Origin of the sequence: Providencia sp. PROV024, from assembly GCF_032709665.1 — a bacterium.
Lineage (GTDB): Bacteria > Pseudomonadota > Gammaproteobacteria > Enterobacterales > Enterobacteriaceae > Providencia > Providencia huashanensis.
In genome coordinates, this window is sequence record NZ_CP120545.1 from 486,031 (window position 1) to 505,891 (window position 19,861).

15 protein-coding genes are annotated in these 19,861 nt (G+C 40.5%); 10 read left to right on the forward strand and 5 right to left on the reverse strand.

What is annotated here, in order from left to right; translation table 11 throughout:
* Positions 1-38: 38 nt before the first annotated feature.
* Positions 39-896: an N-acetylmuramoyl-L-alanine amidase gene (locus P3L56_RS02195; protein WP_042848535.1), complete on the forward strand. Its 858-nt coding sequence runs from the start codon at positions 39-41 to the stop codon at positions 894-896.
* Between the two features lie 89 nt (positions 897-985).
* Here the strand turns inward: P3L56_RS02195 and iclR are convergent, their stop codons facing one another.
* Positions 986-1,816, reverse strand: coding sequence for a glyoxylate bypass operon transcriptional repressor IclR (iclR, locus tag P3L56_RS02200; protein ID WP_042848533.1), 831 nt, complete (start codon positions 1,814-1,816; stop codon positions 986-988).
* A 202-nt stretch (positions 1,817-2,018) separates the two neighbouring features.
* Here iclR and metH point away from each other — a divergent pair, with 202 nt between their 5' ends.
* From metH to P3L56_RS02215, 3 genes are all read left to right on the forward strand, one after another.
* Positions 2,019-5,702: a methionine synthase gene (metH, locus tag P3L56_RS02205; protein WP_272686181.1), complete on the forward strand. Its 3,684-nt coding sequence runs from the start codon at positions 2,019-2,021 to the stop codon at positions 5,700-5,702.
* 67 nt (positions 5,703-5,769) lie between these two features.
* Entirely contained in the window at positions 5,770-6,360 is a 591-nt protein-coding gene (locus P3L56_RS02210; protein WP_210831686.1) for a hypothetical protein, read from the forward strand.
* A gap of 175 nt (positions 6,361-6,535) precedes the next feature.
* Positions 6,536-7,999: an SEL1-like repeat protein gene (locus tag P3L56_RS02215; RefSeq protein WP_210831687.1), complete on the forward strand. Its 1,464-nt coding sequence runs from the start codon at positions 6,536-6,538 to the stop codon at positions 7,997-7,999.
* A gap of 52 nt (positions 8,000-8,051) precedes the next feature.
* Here the strand turns inward: P3L56_RS02215 and lysC are convergent, their stop codons facing one another.
* Both lysC and P3L56_RS02225 read right to left on the reverse strand, forming a co-directional pair.
* Positions 8,052-9,428, reverse strand: coding sequence for a lysine-sensitive aspartokinase 3 (gene lysC / locus P3L56_RS02220; protein WP_210831688.1), 1,377 nt, complete (start codon positions 9,426-9,428; stop codon positions 8,052-8,054).
* A gap of 40 nt (positions 9,429-9,468) precedes the next feature.
* Complete coding sequence (locus P3L56_RS02225) at positions 9,469-9,630, reverse strand: hypothetical protein (RefSeq protein WP_155405749.1); 162 nt, start codon at positions 9,628-9,630, stop codon at positions 9,469-9,471.
* Positions 9,631-10,117: 487 nt separating this feature from the next.
* Between P3L56_RS02225 and pgi the strand changes: the two genes are divergently transcribed.
* The 3 genes from pgi to ubiA all read left to right on the forward strand — a co-directional run bounded on the left by pgi (position 10,118) and on the right by ubiA (position 13,594).
* Positions 10,118-11,764, forward strand: coding sequence for a glucose-6-phosphate isomerase (gene pgi, locus P3L56_RS02230; protein WP_048608830.1), 1,647 nt, complete (start codon positions 10,118-10,120; stop codon positions 11,762-11,764).
* Between the two features lie 319 nt (positions 11,765-12,083).
* The gene (gene ubiC, locus P3L56_RS02235) at positions 12,084-12,587 is read left to right on the forward strand and encodes a chorismate lyase (RefSeq protein ID WP_131680234.1); all 504 of its coding nucleotides are present in this window, start codon (positions 12,084-12,086) and stop codon (positions 12,585-12,587) included.
* Positions 12,588-12,739: 152 nt separating this feature from the next.
* Positions 12,740-13,594, forward strand: coding sequence for a 4-hydroxybenzoate octaprenyltransferase (gene ubiA, locus P3L56_RS02240; RefSeq protein WP_198861097.1), 855 nt, complete (start codon positions 12,740-12,742; stop codon positions 13,592-13,594).
* An 85-nt stretch (positions 13,595-13,679) separates the two neighbouring features.
* On the opposite strand, the gene plsB is transcribed toward ubiA, so the two are convergent.
* Complete coding sequence (gene plsB, locus P3L56_RS02245) at positions 13,680-16,181, reverse strand: glycerol-3-phosphate 1-O-acyltransferase PlsB (RefSeq protein ID WP_042848520.1); 2,502 nt, start codon at positions 16,179-16,181, stop codon at positions 13,680-13,682.
* Positions 16,182-16,307: 126 nt separating this feature from the next.
* Between plsB and P3L56_RS02250 the strand changes: the two genes are divergently transcribed.
* Positions 16,308-16,682, forward strand: a complete 375-nt coding sequence (locus P3L56_RS02250; RefSeq protein WP_042848519.1) for a diacylglycerol kinase — start codon at positions 16,308-16,310, stop codon at positions 16,680-16,682.
* Positions 16,683-16,817: 135 nt separating this feature from the next.
* The gene (gene lexA / locus P3L56_RS02255) at positions 16,818-17,435 is read left to right on the forward strand and encodes a transcriptional repressor LexA (RefSeq protein WP_042848518.1); all 618 of its coding nucleotides are present in this window, start codon (positions 16,818-16,820) and stop codon (positions 17,433-17,435) included.
* A 197-nt stretch (positions 17,436-17,632) separates the two neighbouring features.
* Here the strand turns inward: lexA and zur are convergent, their stop codons facing one another.
* A complete protein-coding gene (gene zur / locus P3L56_RS02260) occupies positions 17,633-18,148 on the reverse strand; it encodes a zinc uptake transcriptional repressor Zur (protein WP_042848516.1) in 516 nt (171 codons plus the stop codon).
* A gap of 1,104 nt (positions 18,149-19,252) precedes the next feature.
* Here zur and P3L56_RS02265 point away from each other — a divergent pair.
* Complete coding sequence (locus P3L56_RS02265) at positions 19,253-19,810, forward strand: fimbrial protein (RefSeq protein ID WP_198861099.1); 558 nt, start codon at positions 19,253-19,255, stop codon at positions 19,808-19,810.
* The last annotated feature ends 51 nt before the right edge of the window (positions 19,811-19,861 follow it).

Consider the following 19,861-nt stretch of genomic DNA (forward strand, 5'->3'; position numbering starts at 1 on the left):
ATAAAACTTAACTAATTATGAGTTAAGGTTATGGTTTTATGTTCAAATATATAGGGATATTATTTGTGTTTTTGCTTGTTGGTTGCTCGATTTCAGCATCTAATAAAGGCTACTACCTTGATAATCGTTACCCATCAAGAAATACGAGTGAACGGATTCAATATATTATTTTACACTACACTGTTTCTAATGATGCACGTTCGATAGAGCTTTTAACAAAAGGGAATGTGAGTTCACACTATCTTATTCCCAGTAAACCTGAATTTAAATACGGTAAACCAGTTGTATTACAATTGGTACCCGAACAGCTAAAAGCTTGGCATGCTGGTTATAGTCGTTGGCAACATCAAAAAGGTTTGAATGACACTTCCATCGGTATTGAGATAGTAAATCCCGGTCTTCAAGAAAATAGCCTTGGGAACCAAACTTGGGTACCTTTTAATGAATCGCAGATTGTTGCATTGATTCCATTAGTTCAAGATATTATGCAACGGTATAATATACCGCCTGAAAATATTATCGGTCATAGCGATATTGCACCATTACGTAAACAAGATCCAGGTAGGGCATTTCCATGGCAGCGTCTTGCTCAGCAAGGAATTGGTGCATGGCCTGATGCTAAAACAGTTAGTAAATACTTAGCGGGGCGAAATGCTAACGAACCCGCTAATGTGTTACGTGTTCAAAAGGCTCTGAAATTTTATGGTTATTCGGCGATCCCTCTATCTGGCGAGTTGGATGACCAAACCAAAAAGACATTGCGTGCCTTTCAGCTGCACTTTCGTCAGCGGGATATTGAAGGGTTAGCCGATGCAGAAACAGAGGCAATTGCGTTAGCCTTAATTGAAAAATATCGAGATATGGAAAATTTCAAATTATTTGAGCAAACGGAGTAGTTATAAATATAAGCTACATAATGGTTAACATTGCTGATGAGTATAATAAAAGTGAAATGAGGTTTGGGCCTCATTTCACTTTTTGTCATTTAACGGTTTGCGCCGTACTCACGGCTAATTTCTTTTGCAGCCTTGATAACCATCGCACCTAATTCAGTAATGCGGTCATCTGTAATACGTGATAACGGCCCTGAAATAGAAATAGCAGCAAAGGCTTCTTTATGTTCATCATAAATACAGGCACCAATGCACCTTAAGCCTAAAGCATGCTCTTCATCATCATAGGAAAACCCTTGTTTTTTAGCTTGTTGCAAGTTTTCTTTTAAGGCTGATGGGTTAGTTAACGTGTATGGAGTATAGGCATGTAACCCTTTGCGGCTTAAAAGAGGGATTAGCTTTTCTTCGGGTAAGTTTGCAATAAACGCCTTACCGGCTCCAGAGGCGTGTAAAGGCAGTTTCCCGCCAATAGGTGCTGACATCCTCATTAATGCGTTGCATTGCACTTGATCGACAATAACAGCATCATATTCCGAGTGGTCGAGGATAGCTAAATTGACGGTTTCCCCTGACCCATCCATTAAACGGCGTAATATAGGGTGAACCAACGCTAATAAATTACGACTTTCTAAAAAGCTACTTCCAATAATAAAGGCATGAGATGCAATAACCCATAAGCCAAGATCGCCCGTTTGGCGCACAAAACCATGCTGTTCTAATGTCATCAACAGTCGATGTGTCGTTGAATTTGGTAAGCCAGCTTGTAATGCAAGGTCAGTGAGTGCAATGCCACCGGTGGATTCAGAAATGTATTCCAACAGTGTCAGCCCACGACTTAATGATTGAACTTGCCCCGCAGCGGTAGCTCCACTTGCTGGCCCTTTTGCTTTTTTTATCTTTTTAGTAATTGGTGCCGTTGCCATTAAGTCTCTCCTGACGGTAATTTTGTTTCTATTATGTACTATCTCACCTAAAAATACTCATCGGATCAGTTGAAAGACCGATTTTATGCAACCTGAAAAACTCTCATCATAACAGCGAATTTTCGAGTTAAAAGTTGTGATAGGATGTTATAAGTAAAAATTTGACTTATTTCTCAGTGTTCCATTTTAGGAGGGCAGTGCAGTGTCCGAAAAAATTAATCAATTAGAACAAGAATTAAAAAAACGTATATTGGTATTAGATGGTGCAATGGGAACAATGATCCAACAACATAAGTTGTCGGAAGAACAATTTCGTGGGGATAGGTTTGCTGACTGGCCCTGTGATGTGAAAGGTAATAATGACTTATTAGTACTAACACAGCCTGAGATTATTAGAGATATACATCATCAATATTTTGCAGCAGGTGCAGATATCGTTGAGACAAACACCTTTAACTCCACGCCTATTGCGATGGCTGACTATAAAATGGAAGCCATTTCCGATGAAATTAATGAAACTGCTGCACGTATTGCGCGCGAATGTGCCGATGAATGGACACGGAAAACGCCAGAGCAGCCTCGCTATGTGGCGGGTGTTTTAGGCCCAACCAATCGTACGGCTTCTATTTCTCCGGATGTAAATGACCCTGCTTATAGAAATGTTACTTTTGATCAACTTGTTGAAGCTTACAGGGGATCTACACGATCTTTAGTTAAAGGTGGGGTCGATCTAATTATGATCGAAACTATTTTTGATACCTTAAATGCTAAAGCGGCGATTTTTGCAGTTGAAACAGAATTAGACGCGCTAGGTGTTTCGCTGCCTATTATGATTTCAGGCACTATTACTGATGCATCTGGGCGTACTTTATCGGGGCAAACGACAGAAGCATTTTATAACTCATTGCGTCACGCGGCCCCACTTTCATTTGGTTTGAATTGTGCACTGGGTCCTGATGAACTTCGTCAGTATGTTTCAGAGCTATCAAGAATTGCTGAGTGTTATGTCAGTGCTCACCCAAATGCCGGCCTGCCAAATGCATTTGGTGAGTATGACCTTGATGCACAAAATATGGCTGAACAAATTCATGAATGGGCAACAGCAGGTTTTTTAAATATCGTCGGTGGGTGTTGTGGCACAACACCATTACATATTAAAAAAATGGCGGAAGCGGTGAAAGGGGTGATGCCGCGTCAGTTACCTGAATTGCCTGTTGAATGTCGTTTATCAGGTTTAGAACCATTGAATATCAGCAAACAGTCACTGTTTGTAAATGTTGGGGAAAGAACGAACGTAACGGGTTCAGCAAAATTCAAAAGGCTGATTAAAGAGGAAAACTATTTAGAAGCGTTAGATGTGGCGCGCCAACAAGTGGAAAGCGGTGCTCAAATCATCGATATCAATATGGATGAGGGGATGCTGGACTCCCAAGCTGCTATGGTACGTTTTCTGAATTTAATCGCGGGTGAACCTGATATTGCTCGTGTTCCTATTATGATTGATTCTTCAAAATGGGAAGTCATCGAAGCTGGGCTTAAGTGTATACAAGGTAAGGGAATTGTTAACTCTATCTCCATGAAAGAGGGGGTTGAAACCTTTGTCGAACACGCCAAACTGCTGCGTAAATACGGGGCTGCGGTGGTTGTTATGGCCTTCGATGAGGTAGGGCAAGCCGATACACGTGAGCGTAAAATTGAGATTTGCCGACGCGCCTATCAGGTGTTGACCGAAGAGGTTGGCTTTCCCCCTGAAGATATCATTTTCGACCCAAATATTTTTGCTGTCGCGACAGGGATTGAAGAGCATAATAATTATGCTGTTGATTTTATTGATGTTTGTAAGGATATTAAACAACAACTACCACATGCCATGATATCCGGTGGGGTATCGAATGTTTCCTTCTCTTTCAGGGGGAACGACCCAGTCCGTGAAGCTATCCACGCCGTTTTCTTGTACTACGCCATTCGTAATGGAATGGATATGGGGATCGTGAATGCAGGGCAATTAGCCATTTATGACGACCTACCCGCTGAGCTGAAAGATGCAGTTGAAGATGTGGTATTAAATCGCCGTAATGATAGTACTGAGCGGTTATTGGAATTAGCGGAAAAATACCGCGGGGCTGGTGCTCAAGAACAGCAAATCCAACAGGCGGAATGGCGAGGTTGGGACGTAGAAAAACGCCTTGAATATTCGCTTGTTAAGGGGATCACTGAATTTATCATTCAAGATACAGAAGAAACTCGCCAACGTGCATCAAGCCCCATCGAGGTTATTGAAGGCCCGCTGATGAACGGGATGAATGTTGTGGGGGATCTGTTTGGTGAAGGAAAAATGTTTTTACCACAAGTGGTGAAATCTGCCCGGGTGATGAAACAAGCAGTTGCGTATTTAGAACCGTATATTCAAGAACTTAAACAATCGGGAAGTAGTGCTGGTAAAGTGTTGTTAGCAACAGTTAAAGGGGATGTTCACGACATTGGTAAAAATATTGTTGGCGTAGTGCTTCAGTGTAATAACTATGAAATCATCGACTTAGGCGTGATGGTGCCATGCGAAACAATTTTAAAAACGGCACGTGAGCAAAATGTCGACATTATCGGCCTGTCAGGCTTGATAACGCCATCCCTTGATGAAATGGTTCATGTGGCAAAAGAGATGGAAAGACAAGGCTTTACGTTGCCGTTATTGATTGGGGGGGCAACAACGTCGAAAGCACATACCGCAGTGAAAATTGAACCTAACTACAGTGGACCAACCACGTACGTCCAAAATGCATCACGTACTGTTGGTGTGGTTTCAGCGTTATTGTCTGATACTCAAAAAGCAGATTTTGTTGAGCGTACTCGCCGTGAATATGACACGGTACGTTTACAACATGGGCGTAGACGACCAAAAACACCACCAGTCACTCTTGATATTGCCCGAGCCAATAAGGTGAAAATTGATTGGTCTAATTATCAGCCGCCGGTGCCGAAATTTTTGGGTATTCAAGAGGTCAATGCATCAATAACAACCTTACGTGAATATATTGACTGGACGCCATTTTTTATGACGTGGTCGCTCGCTGGGAAGTACCCACGTATCTTAGACGACGAAGTCGTGGGGTCAGAAGCACGTAAATTATTGAATGATGCTAACGCGATGTTAGATAAGCTCGAAAAAGAACGTTTACTGACACCAAAAGGTATTTTTGGCTTATTCCCCGCGAACTGTGTTGGTGACGATGTTGAAATCTATACAGACGAAACACGCCATCATGTGCAAGCAGTGAGTTTGAACCTACGTCAGCAAACCTTAAAGACGGATTTCCCGAATTATTGTTTATCTGATTTTGTGGCACCTAAAGACAGTGGTAAAGCCGATTATATCGGTGCATTTGCTGTTACTGGTGGTTTAGAAGAGGATGCGCTGGCGGGTGAATACGAAAAACAGCATGATGATTATAATAAAATTATGGTTAAAGCGCTGGCGGATAGGCTTGCTGAGGCATTTGCTGAATTTTTACATCAACAGGTTCGTATGCAGTATTGGGGTTATGCGAAAGATGAAAATTTAAGTAATGACGAGTTGATCCGTGAAAATTACCAAGGTATTCGGCCTGCACCGGGCTATCCAGCTTGCCCTGAGCACACAGAAAAAGAGAAGATTTGGCAGCTATTAGATGTTGAAAACCAAGTGGGAATGAAACTCACTAGTTCATATGCGATGTGGCCTGGGGCATCTGTATCAGGTTGGTATTTTAGTCATCCAGATAGCAAATATTTTGCAGTGGCTCAATTACAGAAAGACCAAATTGAAGATTATTCAAAACGTAAGGGGCTGTCGGTGACGGAACTTGAGCGTTGGTTAGCGCCTAATTTAGGCTATGATCCAGAAGATTAATAAAACAGTGTATTGATTTTTCAGGTGTTCGGCACCATCTTATGGGTAAAGACATTAAAGGGGTCTAATGATGAGCTATGAATTTATTATTGAAAATGAACTGCCGCATTCAGTGGCATTTCCTTATCAGATCCAAAACAGTGCGGCGCCTGAAACATTTCTCATGAGCGAAGATGCGGTCAGTGCGATGATGAGTATCTTACAAATTATGGACAAACTCGATACGGATGAGTCCCTTGATGAGCACTGTTTTAACCAAATTTGGCTAAAAAGCGAGTTAACACCGGCGCGTGCAGAAGAAATTTATTTATTTCTGGAAGAGCGTTTAGCCGTAGAACCAGTGCCTTCACAAGACGAAATAGCTGCATTTCATCAAGCACAACTAGATGAAAACAAATTGTTATCGCAAGAAAGTAGTAAAGAAGGCATGATCCCAGTCCATAAATTTTCTACCAATGATGGTTGGTTGGTCACGGCTAAAGAATGTGAATGGATAGCTGAAGTTTTCGCCCCAGAATTAGTGAGTGAAAACCACTTTGTTGTGTCGCAAATTTCTGAGTTATGCAAAATTAGTCACCAAAAACTGGAACATTTACTGATTGAGTGGGGTAAATTCAATTTATTTGCCAGTAAACATGGTGGTTACCGCGTTAATTAAGCCTTTGATAGGTTAATCTTTGGTTTAGGTAGTGGCCGTTTTAGCGATGAATGAACACTACCTAAATTTTTCGACGAAATTTCTTCCTAATAGCGTTTTTTCAGCTTGAATCCCTTATGAATTTTTTATTGGAATGTTATGTTAATAACATAACGCCAATGAATGGGTAATGGTGATGAAATTACGGTATTTATTTCTAGCAGTGTGTTTGAGCACCGCGTCTTTGGCTCAAGCGACTTCGGAAGCTCCTTCTACAAAAAATAAGCCGCTAGAAACCGCAAGTCAGGCCAACGATGTCGTATTTCCTGATGATTTTAAAGCTAAATTAAAATCTGCTAAGGAAGGGGATGTCGATGCGATGGTGGATGTCGGGCTAGCCTATATGGATGGAACCGATTTTTTGCAGAGCAATGATCAGGAAGCTTATCGCTGGTTTAAAAAAGTTTCTGATTTAGATAATACAGATGGCGATTATTATTTAGGTATGCTGCTGCAAAATCAAAAAAAATTTAAACAAGCGGAGTACTGGTATCGCCGAGGCGCTGAAAAAGGGGATGCTTATTGCCAATATGCCATGGGGTATTTATATGAACATGGTGTAGGAGTTGAGCAAAACTATCAGCAGGCTAAAGCGTGGTATTCAGAGGCTGCGGAGCAAGAGCATGCAAATGCACAGTTTGCTATGGGGTTATTTTATCATGATGGGCTTGGTGGCGAAGTTGATTATTCAAAGGCTCGTGAATGGTATGAAAGAAGTGCGGTAAATAATGTTGCAGCGGCGGTTAATAACCTTGCTGTTATGTATGAAAACGGTGACGGGGTAGAGCAGGATGATGATACGGCCGTTTACTTGTATCGACAAGCCGCAAATATGGGTTCAGCAATTGCGCAAGTCAATATGGGCGATTTTTATCAGGAAGGCCATAACTCGATTGAGAAAAATAGTTATCAAGCCATGTATTGGTATAAAAGGGCTGCGCAGCAAAACAATGCTTCGGCGCAACTGGCTATTGCAAAAGTTTATGAGCTTGGCAATGGGGTAACTAAAGACTTAGCTGAAGCATTCACATGGTATGAACGAGCTGCACAAAACAAATCATTTGAAGCAGGAATGAAGGTCGCTGAGTTTTATGAGAAAGGGTTAGGTGGCATTCAAAAGAACCCTGTAAAGGCAGTAGAATTGTATCAAAATTTAGCCAATCAGGATTATAACGCAGCACAAATTAAGCTCGCCAAATTATATTTGGCTGGTGAATGGAAAGAAGCCGATGTTACGCAAATTGCAAATTGGTTAATACTGGCACAAGGGGATAGCATTGAGGCGAAAAACCAATTAGCAATTTTCTATTTAACGGGGACTGGCGTTGCGCAAAACTCGTTAAAGGCCCGAGAGCTTTTGGAAAATGCGGCATTTAAGAAAAACAGTGATGCACAGAATAACCTTGCTGTAATGTATGCTCGTGGCGAAGGGGGAGAAAAAAATATCTTCCGTGCAGTCATGTGGTTTGAGCGCGCAGTCGAACTCGGTAATGCCACTGCCAAACATAATTTAGCACTATTACAGCAGAACAAAGGTGTGAAAGCCGCAATGTTAAAGTACACTGACAGTGTTAAAACAAAAAATAAGTCAACTGATTGAATAAGAAGGCGATTATGAATATCGCCTTCTTTGTTTTAGAGCGGTAGTTTGGTTACTCGAATAAATTACTATGTAATGTACGAACGATATCTTCAGCATCGTCACCGGGAACCAGTAAACAAATATTGTGGCTACTGGCCCCGTAGCTGATCATGCGAATATTGAAAGATTCTAAAGCACCAAAGATTTGTTTCCCTAACCCATTTACTTGCGATAATTCATTACCGATGATGGCCACTAAGGCTAAGTTTTCTTCAACTTCAACACGGCATAGAGCCGAAAGCTCAGTCATCAGTGCATTAGTTAGCAAACTGCCATTTGTCCCTGTTGAACCGGTTGTATCTAAGGTTAGAGCGACACTCACTTCGGAAGTTGTGATTAAATCTACCGAGATATTATGGCGTAGTAAAATCGTAAATATTTCAGCTAAAAAACCACGTGCATGTAGCATTTTTAGGCTATGCAGAGTTAATAATGTTTGTTTACGGCGTAGCGCTAATGCCCTGAATTGTGGTGGATTACTGGTTTTATCAGAAACAATGGTGCCACCTGCTTCTGGGGATTTACTTGAACCAACGAAAACCGGGATACCAGCACGTACAGCGGGGAGCAGTGTTGCCGGATGCAAAATTTTTGCCCCAAAGGTTGCCATCTCAGCAGCTTCATCGAAAGCTATTTCATCAATACGCTGTGCATTTGGCACGACGCGTGGGTCAGTAGAGTAAATACCTGGAACGTCAGTCCAAATATCAACGCGAGATAAGCTTAGGACTTCAGCTAGCAGTGCAGCGGTATAATCACTCCCACCACGCCCAAGTGTTGTTGTACGGCCTTTTGGATCACGGCCAATAAACCCTTGGGTAATAACTACCGATTCTGCTAAGCGAGGTAACAGCTGTTGTTCTGCAAGGGTTTTCAACTGCTCCAACTCAGGTTCTGCACGACCAAAACTTTCATTGGTTCTCATGACTTTACGGACATCAAACCATTGTGACTCGGTATTGCGCTGGCGGAGGACTTCTACGAATAATAGGGTCGACATTAATTCACCATGACTAACCATTTCATCCGTCAATGCGTCAGAAGTGGCGAGAGACGCGGAATCAGCTAAATGAGCGATATTATCAAGTAATCGATTGATTTCTTCACGGATCACATCAGCAGTTTGCAGATTATCAATAATCGCATATTGGATATCTTTAACTTTTTTCAGTAGCTCATTGCGTTTATCAATATCACAACCTTCAGCGAGTTCTATTAGCAAATTAGTGACTCCAGCGGAGGCAGAAAGCACAACGACTCGAACATTTGGATTAGAAAGAATGATATTGGCACTATTGTTCATTGCCTCAAAGTTCGCGACACTAGTGCCGCCAAATTTTGCGATAACAAACTGACTGTTGTCTGATAAAGACGCTACTGTATTCATGGTATCGATCCCTGTCGTTAAACTATATTTTTATATAGATTTATCGGGTAATTAGCGTTGCGTCAATCAAGAATCGAAGTAAATCAGTAATTCTAATGATAGGTAATTCATTATCGGTTTTCTCAATATACTCGTCATCCTTCAAGCTGCATGGGTGTTGACTGCGCTCAGATAGCCGAATCACATACTTTTGTATGCTCATCGGTCTATCTTCCCTTGTCGCCTACATGCAACTCGAATGATTTAGCGTATATGGCGGTGGTCATCCTTCAAGCTGCATGGGTGTTGATTGCGCTCAGATAGCCGAATCACATACTTTTGTATGCTCATCGGTCTATCTTCCCTTGTCGCCTACATGCAACTCGAATGATTTAGCGTATATGGCGGTGGTCATCCTTCAAGTTGCATGGGTGTTGACTGCGCTCAGATAGCCGAATCACATACTTTTGTATGCTCATCGGTCTATCTTCTCTTGTCGCCTACATGCAACTCGAATGATTTAGCGTGTACGCGCTGCTGTTAAAGTTAAATGACATTGAAAGTGCGTATTTCAGTGAAAGAGTTAATTATGTCTGGAAAAGTGCCGTGGAATTGGGGAATATCAACATAACGCAGAAAACCGATAAGTCTCGTATCTTTGACGAGGTACAATATATTTATATTTTAAATTATTTTGGAGAGTGTTATCCATGAAAAGTATTAATCCAAGCCAAACGGCTGCATGGCGGGCGCTAGAACAACATTTTGCGCAAATGAAGGATGTTCATATGCGTGACTTGTTTGCGCAGGATAAAGACCGCTTTACTCATTTTTCGGCAACGTTCGATGGTCAAATCTTAGTGGATTTCTCCAAAAATAGAATTACACAAGAAACATTAGATAACCTGTTAGCGTTAGCAAAAGAAACTGAGCTAGAAAGCGCGATCAAGAGCATGTTCAGTGGTGAAAAAATCAACCGTACTGAAGACCGAGCGGTGTTACATACGGCTTTACGTAACCGTGATAACACACCGATTTATGTTGATGGTAAAGATGTAATGCCAGATGTTAATGCTGTATTAGAAAAAATGCAGAAATTTAGCGAGCGCATTATTCGCGGAGAGTGGAAAGGTTATACAGGTAAAGCGATAACAGATGTTGTTAATATCGGTATTGGTGGTTCTGATCTTGGGCCATTTATGGTTACAGAAGCATTGCGTCCATATAAAAACCATTTAAATATGCATTTTGTTTCTAATGTGGATGGCACACAAATTGCGGAAACGCTGAAGAAACTGAACCCTGAAACGACATTATTTTTAATTGCATCAAAAACGTTTACGACCCAAGAGACCATGACAAATGCGCATTCAGCACGTGAATGGTTATTGGCTACCGCAAAAGACGAACAGCATATTGCCAAACACTTTGTGGCACTATCAACGAATAGTGAAGAAGTTGCTAAGTTTGGTATTGATACTAATAATATGTTTGAGTTTTGGGATTGGGTTGGAGGCCGTTACTCTTTATGGTCAGCAATTGGCTTATCGATTATTTTATCCGTGGGTTTTGACAATTTCGTTCAGTTATTGAATGGTGCCCATGCTATGGATAAACATTTCACCCAAACACCACTAGAAAAAAACATCCCTGTACTGTTAGGTTTGATTGGCATTTGGTACAACAATTTTTTTGAATCAGAAACTGAAGCGATTCTGCCATACGACCAATATATGCACCGTTTTGCAGCGTACTTCCAGCAAGGCAATATGGAATCAAATGGTAAGTATATAGGCCGAGATGGAAAACCAGTTTCATACCAAACGGGCCCAATTATTTGGGGGGAGCCAGGAACCAACGGTCAACACGCTTTTTATCAGTTGATTCACCAAGGGACAAAAATGATCCCTTGTGACTTTATTGCGCCTGCGGTGACCCATAACCCGTTAGGCGATCACCATGAAAAATTATTATCTAACTTTTTTGCGCAAACTGAAGCGCTAGCTTTTGGAAAAACTCGTGAAGTTGTTGATGCGGAATTTGCTGCGCAAGGTAAAAATGTCTCTGACATGGAATATGTGGCACCGTATAAGGTATTCGAAGGTAACCGCCCAACCAACTCAATCTTATTGAAATCCATTACCCCTTATTCACTGGGGGCATTGATCGCAATGTATGAACATAAGATTTTCACGCAAGGGGCGATTTTGAATATCTTCACTTTCGATCAATGGGGTGTGGAATTAGGAAAACAATTAGCCAGCCGTATTTTGCCTGAGTTAGAAAATAGCGAAACAGTCAATAGCCATGATAGTTCGACTAATGGTTTGATTAATAACTATAAAGCTTGGCGTTAACCTTTCTTATTACGTCATATCACTGTCTTATGAAGAAAAAGCGGGAAGCTGTAAAAACTTCCCGCTTTATTGAGATAATGAATGACGGAGACTTGCCTAATAAATTCTTATTATTACGATGTTAATAAATTTTATTATCGTTTATAACTCGTTAGTAATTAAAAATTTATTCACTATTTTTTTACATTTTGTGTTGAAAATGTGACTTTTTATATAAATTGTTAGCTAACTTTAACCCTGTAGCAAAACAACGTGATATCCTACCGTCTAAGAAATACAGTAAATCATAACCATGTTATCCATGGTGGAAATTTAAGTAATGGATGAAACACTATTTACCTCCCATCCCATTCATTGGTTGGCTGAGGATGATAAAATAGTTCCTGCCAATACGTTAGATTGGTTGTTAGAACTTGGTTCCATGACAAAACGCTTTGAACAACACAGCCAGCAAGTTACCGTGATACCTTATTTAGAACGCTATGTATCGCAAGGTATGTTGAGCACTGAAGAGGCACAGTCTTTACCTGAAAGCCCTCGTTATTGGGTCAGGGAAGTCGTCATGTATGGGGATGGTATTCCTTGGTTACTAGGCCGTACTGTCATTCCAGAAGAAACATTGACTGATGAAGACCAGCAATTGGTTGATATAGGTAGAATGCCTCTAGGGCGTTATTTATTCAGCCGTGATGGCTTAACTCGGGATTATATTCGCATAGGTTCTAGTGCTGGTCGTTGGGTTCGCAGTTCTCGATTAAAACTATCGGCTAAACCATTGTTATTAACAGAAATATTTTTACCTGAATCACCTGCATATCGTTAATTATCCTAAATATTTTAAATTTTCATAAATTCAGTAAGTACGCAACACCAACAAACATAAATCAGTGGCTTACAGAATTGAGTGGTATAAACATATACCCAATTTGAAGTATGATGGAATCGAATAAGGAGCACGACAAAGTGGAGGGAAGTATGACGCTAAGTAAATGGCATGCATACAGCCGTTTAATGCGTATAGATAGGCCCATTGGTTCACTATTACTCTTGTGGCCAACGTATTGGGCATTATGGATTGCAGCTCAAAGCACACCAAGTTTACATCTTTTGATCGTGTTTACTGCTGGGGTGTTTTTTATGCGTGCCGCAGGTTGCGTCATTAATGATTTTGCCGATCGTCATTTTGATGGTCACGTAGAACGCACTAAGCATCGGCCACTCCCTAGTGGGGATGTGACTGAAAGGGAAGCTAAAATACTGTTTGCGGGGCTTGTTGGCTTTTCCTTCTTACTCGTTTTAACGCTTAACTCAATGACAATTTGGCTATCTATTGCGGGCCTAGCTTTAGCATGGGTGTATCCTTTTGTTAAGCGAGTCAGTCATTTACCTCAGGTAGTATTAGGTGCTGCATTTGGTTGGTCAATTCCGATGTCGTTCTCTGCAGTCAATGAAGCACTGCCTCTGGTGTGTTGGTTATTATTCTTAGTGAATATTATTTGGTCTGTGATTTACGATACACAGTATGCCATGGTTGACCGTGATGATGACTTAAAAATCGGTGTGAAATCGACAGCAATCTTATTTGGTCAATATGACAAATTAATTATCGGCTTATTGCAATTGCTGATGGTGGGTTTGCTGGTGGTTGTAGGTTCTTTAGCAGGCTTAGGGATAACTTATTATCTTTCTTTGGCGCTTGTTGCAGGGTTATTTATTTATCAACAACAACTAATGGTGAACCGCGAGCGTGCTCCTTGCTTTAAAGCCTTTATGAATAATAATTTCGTTGGTTTGATTTTGTTTATTGGCATTATGGTGAGCTATTTTTAGCGAGTAAATCATTTTCCATGAGCCAACAAAAAAGGTAATGTTGAAAAACATTACCTTTTTGCTTTATAGGCTTCACAAAACCGAACTAGTCTTTTTCTGGCTCAGTAGTTTGTGCCGTTACCTCGGGTATTGCTTCTTTCTTTTCTTCTGAAAATTCATCAGCTTGGCTAACACTTTCAATGGTTAAACGAATTTCTGGGGACATTAGGCGCACAAGGACTGCATATAGCTTCTTGGCGTTAGTGGTAAAAATATCGTTTTCATTATTATCGATATAGCCTTCTTCTCTAAGCGTTTCAACGAGAGTTGAAAACACTGCTTTATCAAAGAACTCAGGGGCGTTAATACCGTGCAGCACAGAAAGGCGTTGAGCAAGGATGCGGCTTTCTTTTTCCAACGTATTACGGCTGATTTCAGGGCTGGCATTGAGTAATGACAACGTGATTGCGTAGCGCTGTAGTGTTTCACGGACACCTGCTGCTAAGAGCTGTAATGGGCGAATACGGCGTGGGTTCAACACTACCATATCGTCGTCTCTTAAGCAGATAAGCTTTTGATTATTTAGTTCATCAATTAGAGTATCTACCGTTTCACGCAGCTGTTCATCGTTATAACGCATAAACAATTCTGCTTTTAGGAACGGGTAGATTTGGCTCACTTGATAGTAAATTTCTTGACGGCTGATGCGTTCATGATGCAGCACAATACTGGTTATTAATGACGGTAGTACCAGTAAGTGATGGATATTGTTACGGTAGTAGGTCATTAAAACGGCATTTTCGCGAGGAAGAATAATAATATCCCCCATGCTGTCTTTTTCTACCTCGAATTTATCCATCTGCAATGCATGTTCGAGCAGTTGTTCCGGCGTTTTATTAGGCGTTGTCGCATCAGGCGTATACGGCACATTACGTAATAATTGCAGGTAACATTCCACTTGCTCAATGAGTTGTTCACGTGTTAATGAACGTTGGCGTGAGGCCAGTAAAGCCGTTGCACATAAATTTATCGCGTTAGCGGCGGCAGCATTATTGATATTTACCATAATGTTATCCGCTAACGAGCTAACTGTTGGGTTTAGCCACGATGGGCGCTGTGGCTCAATTGGATCAATTGAGTCACGCCAATCTGGGACACGCTGGTTCAGATAATGAGAAAGAGAAATTGGCTGACCAAAGTTCACATACCCTTGACCTAAGTTACGCAGTTTGCGCAACCCGCGGATCATGGAAAATAAACCTTCTTTCTCTTTTTCTGCCCCGCGCAGTTCTTTTGCGTAGGTCCCTACCTCCATTACGTGTTCATAGCCAATATAGATAGGCACAATAGTAATAGGGCGTGAGTCGCCACGTAGCATGGCTTGCAGCGTCATTGATAGTGTCCCGGTTTTGGGCTGCAATAAACGGCCTGTTCGGGAGCGCCCACCTTCAACGAAATACTCGATAGAGTAACCACGAGCAAACAGTTCACTTAAATATTCACGGAAAACCGTGGAATACAATTTGTTGCCTTTAAAAGTACGGCGGATAAAAAATGCGCCAAGACGGCGAAAAATCGGACCGGCAGGCCAGAAGTTTAGGTTAATACCAGCAGCAATGTGCGGTGGAACGAGACCTTGATGGTAAAGAACATAGGAGAGCAGTAAGTAGTCCATGTGACTTCGGTGGGAGGGCACATACACAATTTCATGACCATCTTGCGCTAATTGGCGAACGCGCTCAGCATGCTGCACGTTAATACCTTGATAGAGGCGGTTCCATGTCCAACTGAGCACACGGTCAGTTAAACGCACGGCTTCATAGGAGAAGTTCGCAGCAATTTCTTCCATCATATTCACTGCGTTTTGCTGCGCTTTTTTCAATGGAATTTTTTTACTGCGTGCTTCGTCTTCGACGGCTTTTTCAATTGCTTTTGAGGTCAGAAGCTTATTGAATAGTTCATAGCGTGCCGGCAGTTTCGGGCCAACCGCAGCAAGGCGCTGGCGTGAATAGTGAATACGGGCGACACGTGCCAGTTTATTGGCAATAATGGTGTCAGTACCGTGGTCCTGAGCCATTTTCCCAATAGAAACGGGTGGCGATAGGCGAACAAAACTGTCACGACCTAACCACAGGATAGCAAAAAACTTTTGCACCCCATTTAATAGTTTCAGTGGTGGTGCAGGGGTATGCCCTTCACGACCAGGAGAGCGCCCGAACATTACAGACGCGGGTAACATTTGAATATCTAGATTAGGGTTGTTTTTGTGCAAATCTAAATAAGCATGGAATGTTTTGACGGAATCTTTACGCGGGTCCGGTGAATAATAGCGAAATACGCGAGGGCCATCATCGATAAACACATAAGCAGGGAGCTTAGTGCCATTGATGTCGTTATCAACCAAAGGGTCAGGTAAACCGATAGCCAAGCATTGATGCCGTAGCGTTAGGAGGTCGGACTTAGAGTGGTAAGGCAATACATACAGTGTTGGCCTGTTAGTATCAAGCTGCAACTCTGCAATAGGGTCCGATGGAATTAGTTTACTTTTTACCAATAATTTAAGTGGTAAATTCAACGTGTTGTAATATATTTTACGCCATAGTGACATAAATGATTATAGCCTCTTGTTAACAATGCTGCGCAATCATACCAGAAATCTACTGGCAGATCTGTTACTGACAATTCACTTTGACCGTAAAAATCGATTATTGTTTGTATTTTTTAAGGAATAAATATGGCAAGTCAAACTAAGGGCTTTACCCGTGTAATTAAAGCCGCGGGATATTCCCTTAAAGGGCTAAAAGCCGCTTGGGTAAACGAAGCGGCATTTCGTCAAGAATCTGTTGCAGCAGTAATTGCGATTATTATCGCCTTTTTCTTAGATATCAGTTATATAGATAGAATACTGCTAATTAGTTCAGTGGTGCTGGTGGCGATTGTTGAGCTATTAAATAGTGCCGTAGAAGCTGTTGTTGACCGTATTGGTAGTGAATACCATGAGCTTTCAGGCCGCGCGAAAGATATAGGCTCTGCCGCAGTGTTTGTCAGTATTGGTTTAGCACTTTTTATTTGGGCTCTGGTTTTATGGCAACGTTATTTTGCCAGCTAGTTAATAAAAACAGTTTAAAGTCGAAAAAGAAGTCAATCGATAACAAATGCCTAAATTCAGCAATTTAACTGTTCCAAATCTTCATTTACCTGTATATACTCACAGTCTGACTGTATAAACAAACAGGGGAACGGAATGAAAGCACTGACGGCTCGACAACAGCAGGTTTATGATCTGGTGCGTGATCACATTTCGCAGACGGGTATGCCTCCTACACGTGCTGAAATAGCAGCAAGCCTGGGTTTTCGTTCGCCTAATGCGGCAGAAGAACATTTAAAAGCCTTGGCTCGCAAGGGTGTAATTGAAATTGTTTCTGGGGCATCACGGGGTATCCGCTTGCTTCTTGAAGAAGAAGCTGATGATCAAGGGCTACCTTTGATTGGGCGTGTTGCCGCTGGCGAACCTTTATTAGCGCAAGAACATATCGAAAGTCACTATCAAGTTGATCCAGAACTCTTCAAACCTCACGCAGATTTTCTATTACGTGTGAATGGTATGTCGATGAAAGACATCGGTATTATGGATGGTGACCTACTAGCGGTTCATAAAACACAAAATGCACACAATGGCCAAGTGATTGTTGCGCGTATTGATGATGAAGTGACTGTTAAACGCTTTAAACAGCAAGGTAATCGTGTTGAGTTAATTGCTGAAAATCCTGAATTTGCACCAATTATTGTCGATTTACGCGAACAAAGCTTCACAATTGAAGGTTTAGCGGTTGGCGTGATCCGCAATAGTGATTGGTATTAATTCTTAAATTATCAGGTTGGTAAGCGGTAAGTTGACGCTGCTTGTTTGATAATTCAATGATTGCTGGCAGATTTCAAATTGATGTGTAGAGATCTGCCTGCTTTACTTGTTCCTTTTCTTTTGTCTCTTTTCTTTGCATCTCATCGAATATTCTTTTCTTATATAAGCAACACCGTTAACTCTACCACTTCTATTTATTACTTTTTCTTTGTAGTAATAGGCTGTTGATGGTCATGGTGGCAATGTGCGTGATCTTGGCAGCTATCAATCTCATCACAGTTTTTACATAAGCCATGGTTTTCAACCACAGTATGACGCAAACGGAACTGGTTGGTTTCCGCTAGGCTGATAATAGCGGCTTCAATGGTTGTGCAATCACTTTCAGTTACGCTACCGCAGTGGTCACAAATTAACATCACTGAAATATGGCTAGGGTTATCAAAGTGGTGACAAACGACATAACTGTTGGTTGACTCTATTTTATGAATAAAGCCTTGTTCCATTAAAAACTCAAGCCCACGGTAAACGGTAGGGGGCTTTGCTTGTGGTTCAACTTCACGTAATAAGTCTAATAAATCGTAGGCACTGATAGCACCGTGTTGTTGCGCGATAAGGCGTAATACAGTTTCTCTCTGTGGAGTCAATCTAACGCCTCTTGACTGGCAAATGCGTTCTGCCATTACCAGTATCTTATCTTCATTCATTTTTTTCATTTTACTGACCCCAACACCGAAAAATTCCAAAATCAACTGTGCATAAGTTTATCATATTTTTGATATTGAAAGCGCATCACAGTTCAAGGCGTAGAAAATAACTAAGTGAATATATTATCTATCTAATTCCCATTAGAAAATAAATATAAGCAAACGATTATCTTAAAATAACCTAGGTTGAAACGAATACAGCAGATAAATAATACGAGTTTAACTGAAACAAAAGTCATTATTTTTTTTAACAAAATCAACACAAAACATGAGGTTTTTATTTATTATTTAATGTAAGTCTCAATTAAGACTTATCTTATGATGATTTTGCAGTATGAGATAAAAATCTGGTTTTAACTTAATTTGTTGTTATTTGCATTGATAATTGTTTTTTGCTTGTTGTTTTTGATTGTTAATTGTGAAATTTTTAACACTAAATATATTAACGTTAATTTACACAACTACTTACAACTTGAAATAATTATAAGTAAGTGTTTTTCGATTTATATAAATTAACCTAAGTCACGATCTTAAATATATCATAAAATCTATAATAAAGAATTTAAATCTATTTTATTTAGCAAGTATAGATTTAATGTCTCATTGAATATCTTTATAAGCGTAATTTTGACAATAAATATTGTTACCTTAGAATTAGTCTCAGAAAACAACGGAGCGTTTGAATATTTGATTAAGTGTTTTTACTTGTTTGAAATAGAGGTGGTTTAAGTAAGAAAGGAATAACTAAATATTGAGAGGCTTATATAGATTCTCAATTTTAGCACAGGAAGTAATAAAAATTAATCGAACTCTCTAATGTTTTAAAGTTTTAAATTTTTGTCCTTTTACTATTTCTATATTGATTCTGGTCTCTCAAATTTGGCGATATAGAAATAGCTCTTTTTTAAAACCATCTCTACTGACTTGGTTTTAAAAAGGGATTAAAAGGATTTTTAATGCTCTTAATGTTGGCTTTAATAAAGTTAACAATAACTTCGTCAAACTCATAACAATGATTTTAGTGCTGTAAACGGATGTTGTGGGTTTGGCTTTTAATAATAAATTGTGTCTTTCACTACTTACATGACGACATAAATACAGAGGTATTTACATATGTTATTCAATAAAAAATTAGCAGTATTAGCAGTATTAGCGGGTTCTATGGTTGCTGGTTCTGCATTCGCAGCAGATGAGCCAAGCAAAACAGGTACAACTGTAAAATTTAAAGCTCAATTACGTGCAGCGTCTTGTGATGTTAATTCTACAACTGAAGGTTCTGTTGTTGATTGGGGTGTTTTCACTGTTGACCAAACAACGGGTAAAAATGTGAAAGACCAATTAGGTCCTAATAAAGAATTTAACTTAGTTCTGACTAACTGTTCTAAAGCCGCAGCTAAAGATGCAGCTATCTTCGTACGTGCAGATGGTGAAGAGTCAACTCGTTACAAAGAATTCTTCGCAAACAAAAGCGCTCAAGCTTTAGCTGTTAGCTTAGAATCAGGCGCTACAGCAGTAACTCCTAATGCTGATACTGAGCTGAAATTAGCTTCTGATATCGAAGCTAATGGTACTGCAACTATTCCTATGGTTGCTAAATTAGTTCTGACACAAATTGGTGTGTCTCCAGATGTGTTGAACGTGCCAGTAACTTTCACTGTTTCTTATAACTAATTATTTTATTAGTTCGAGTAAGAAGAGGCTTTACTTAAAGCCTCTTCTTTA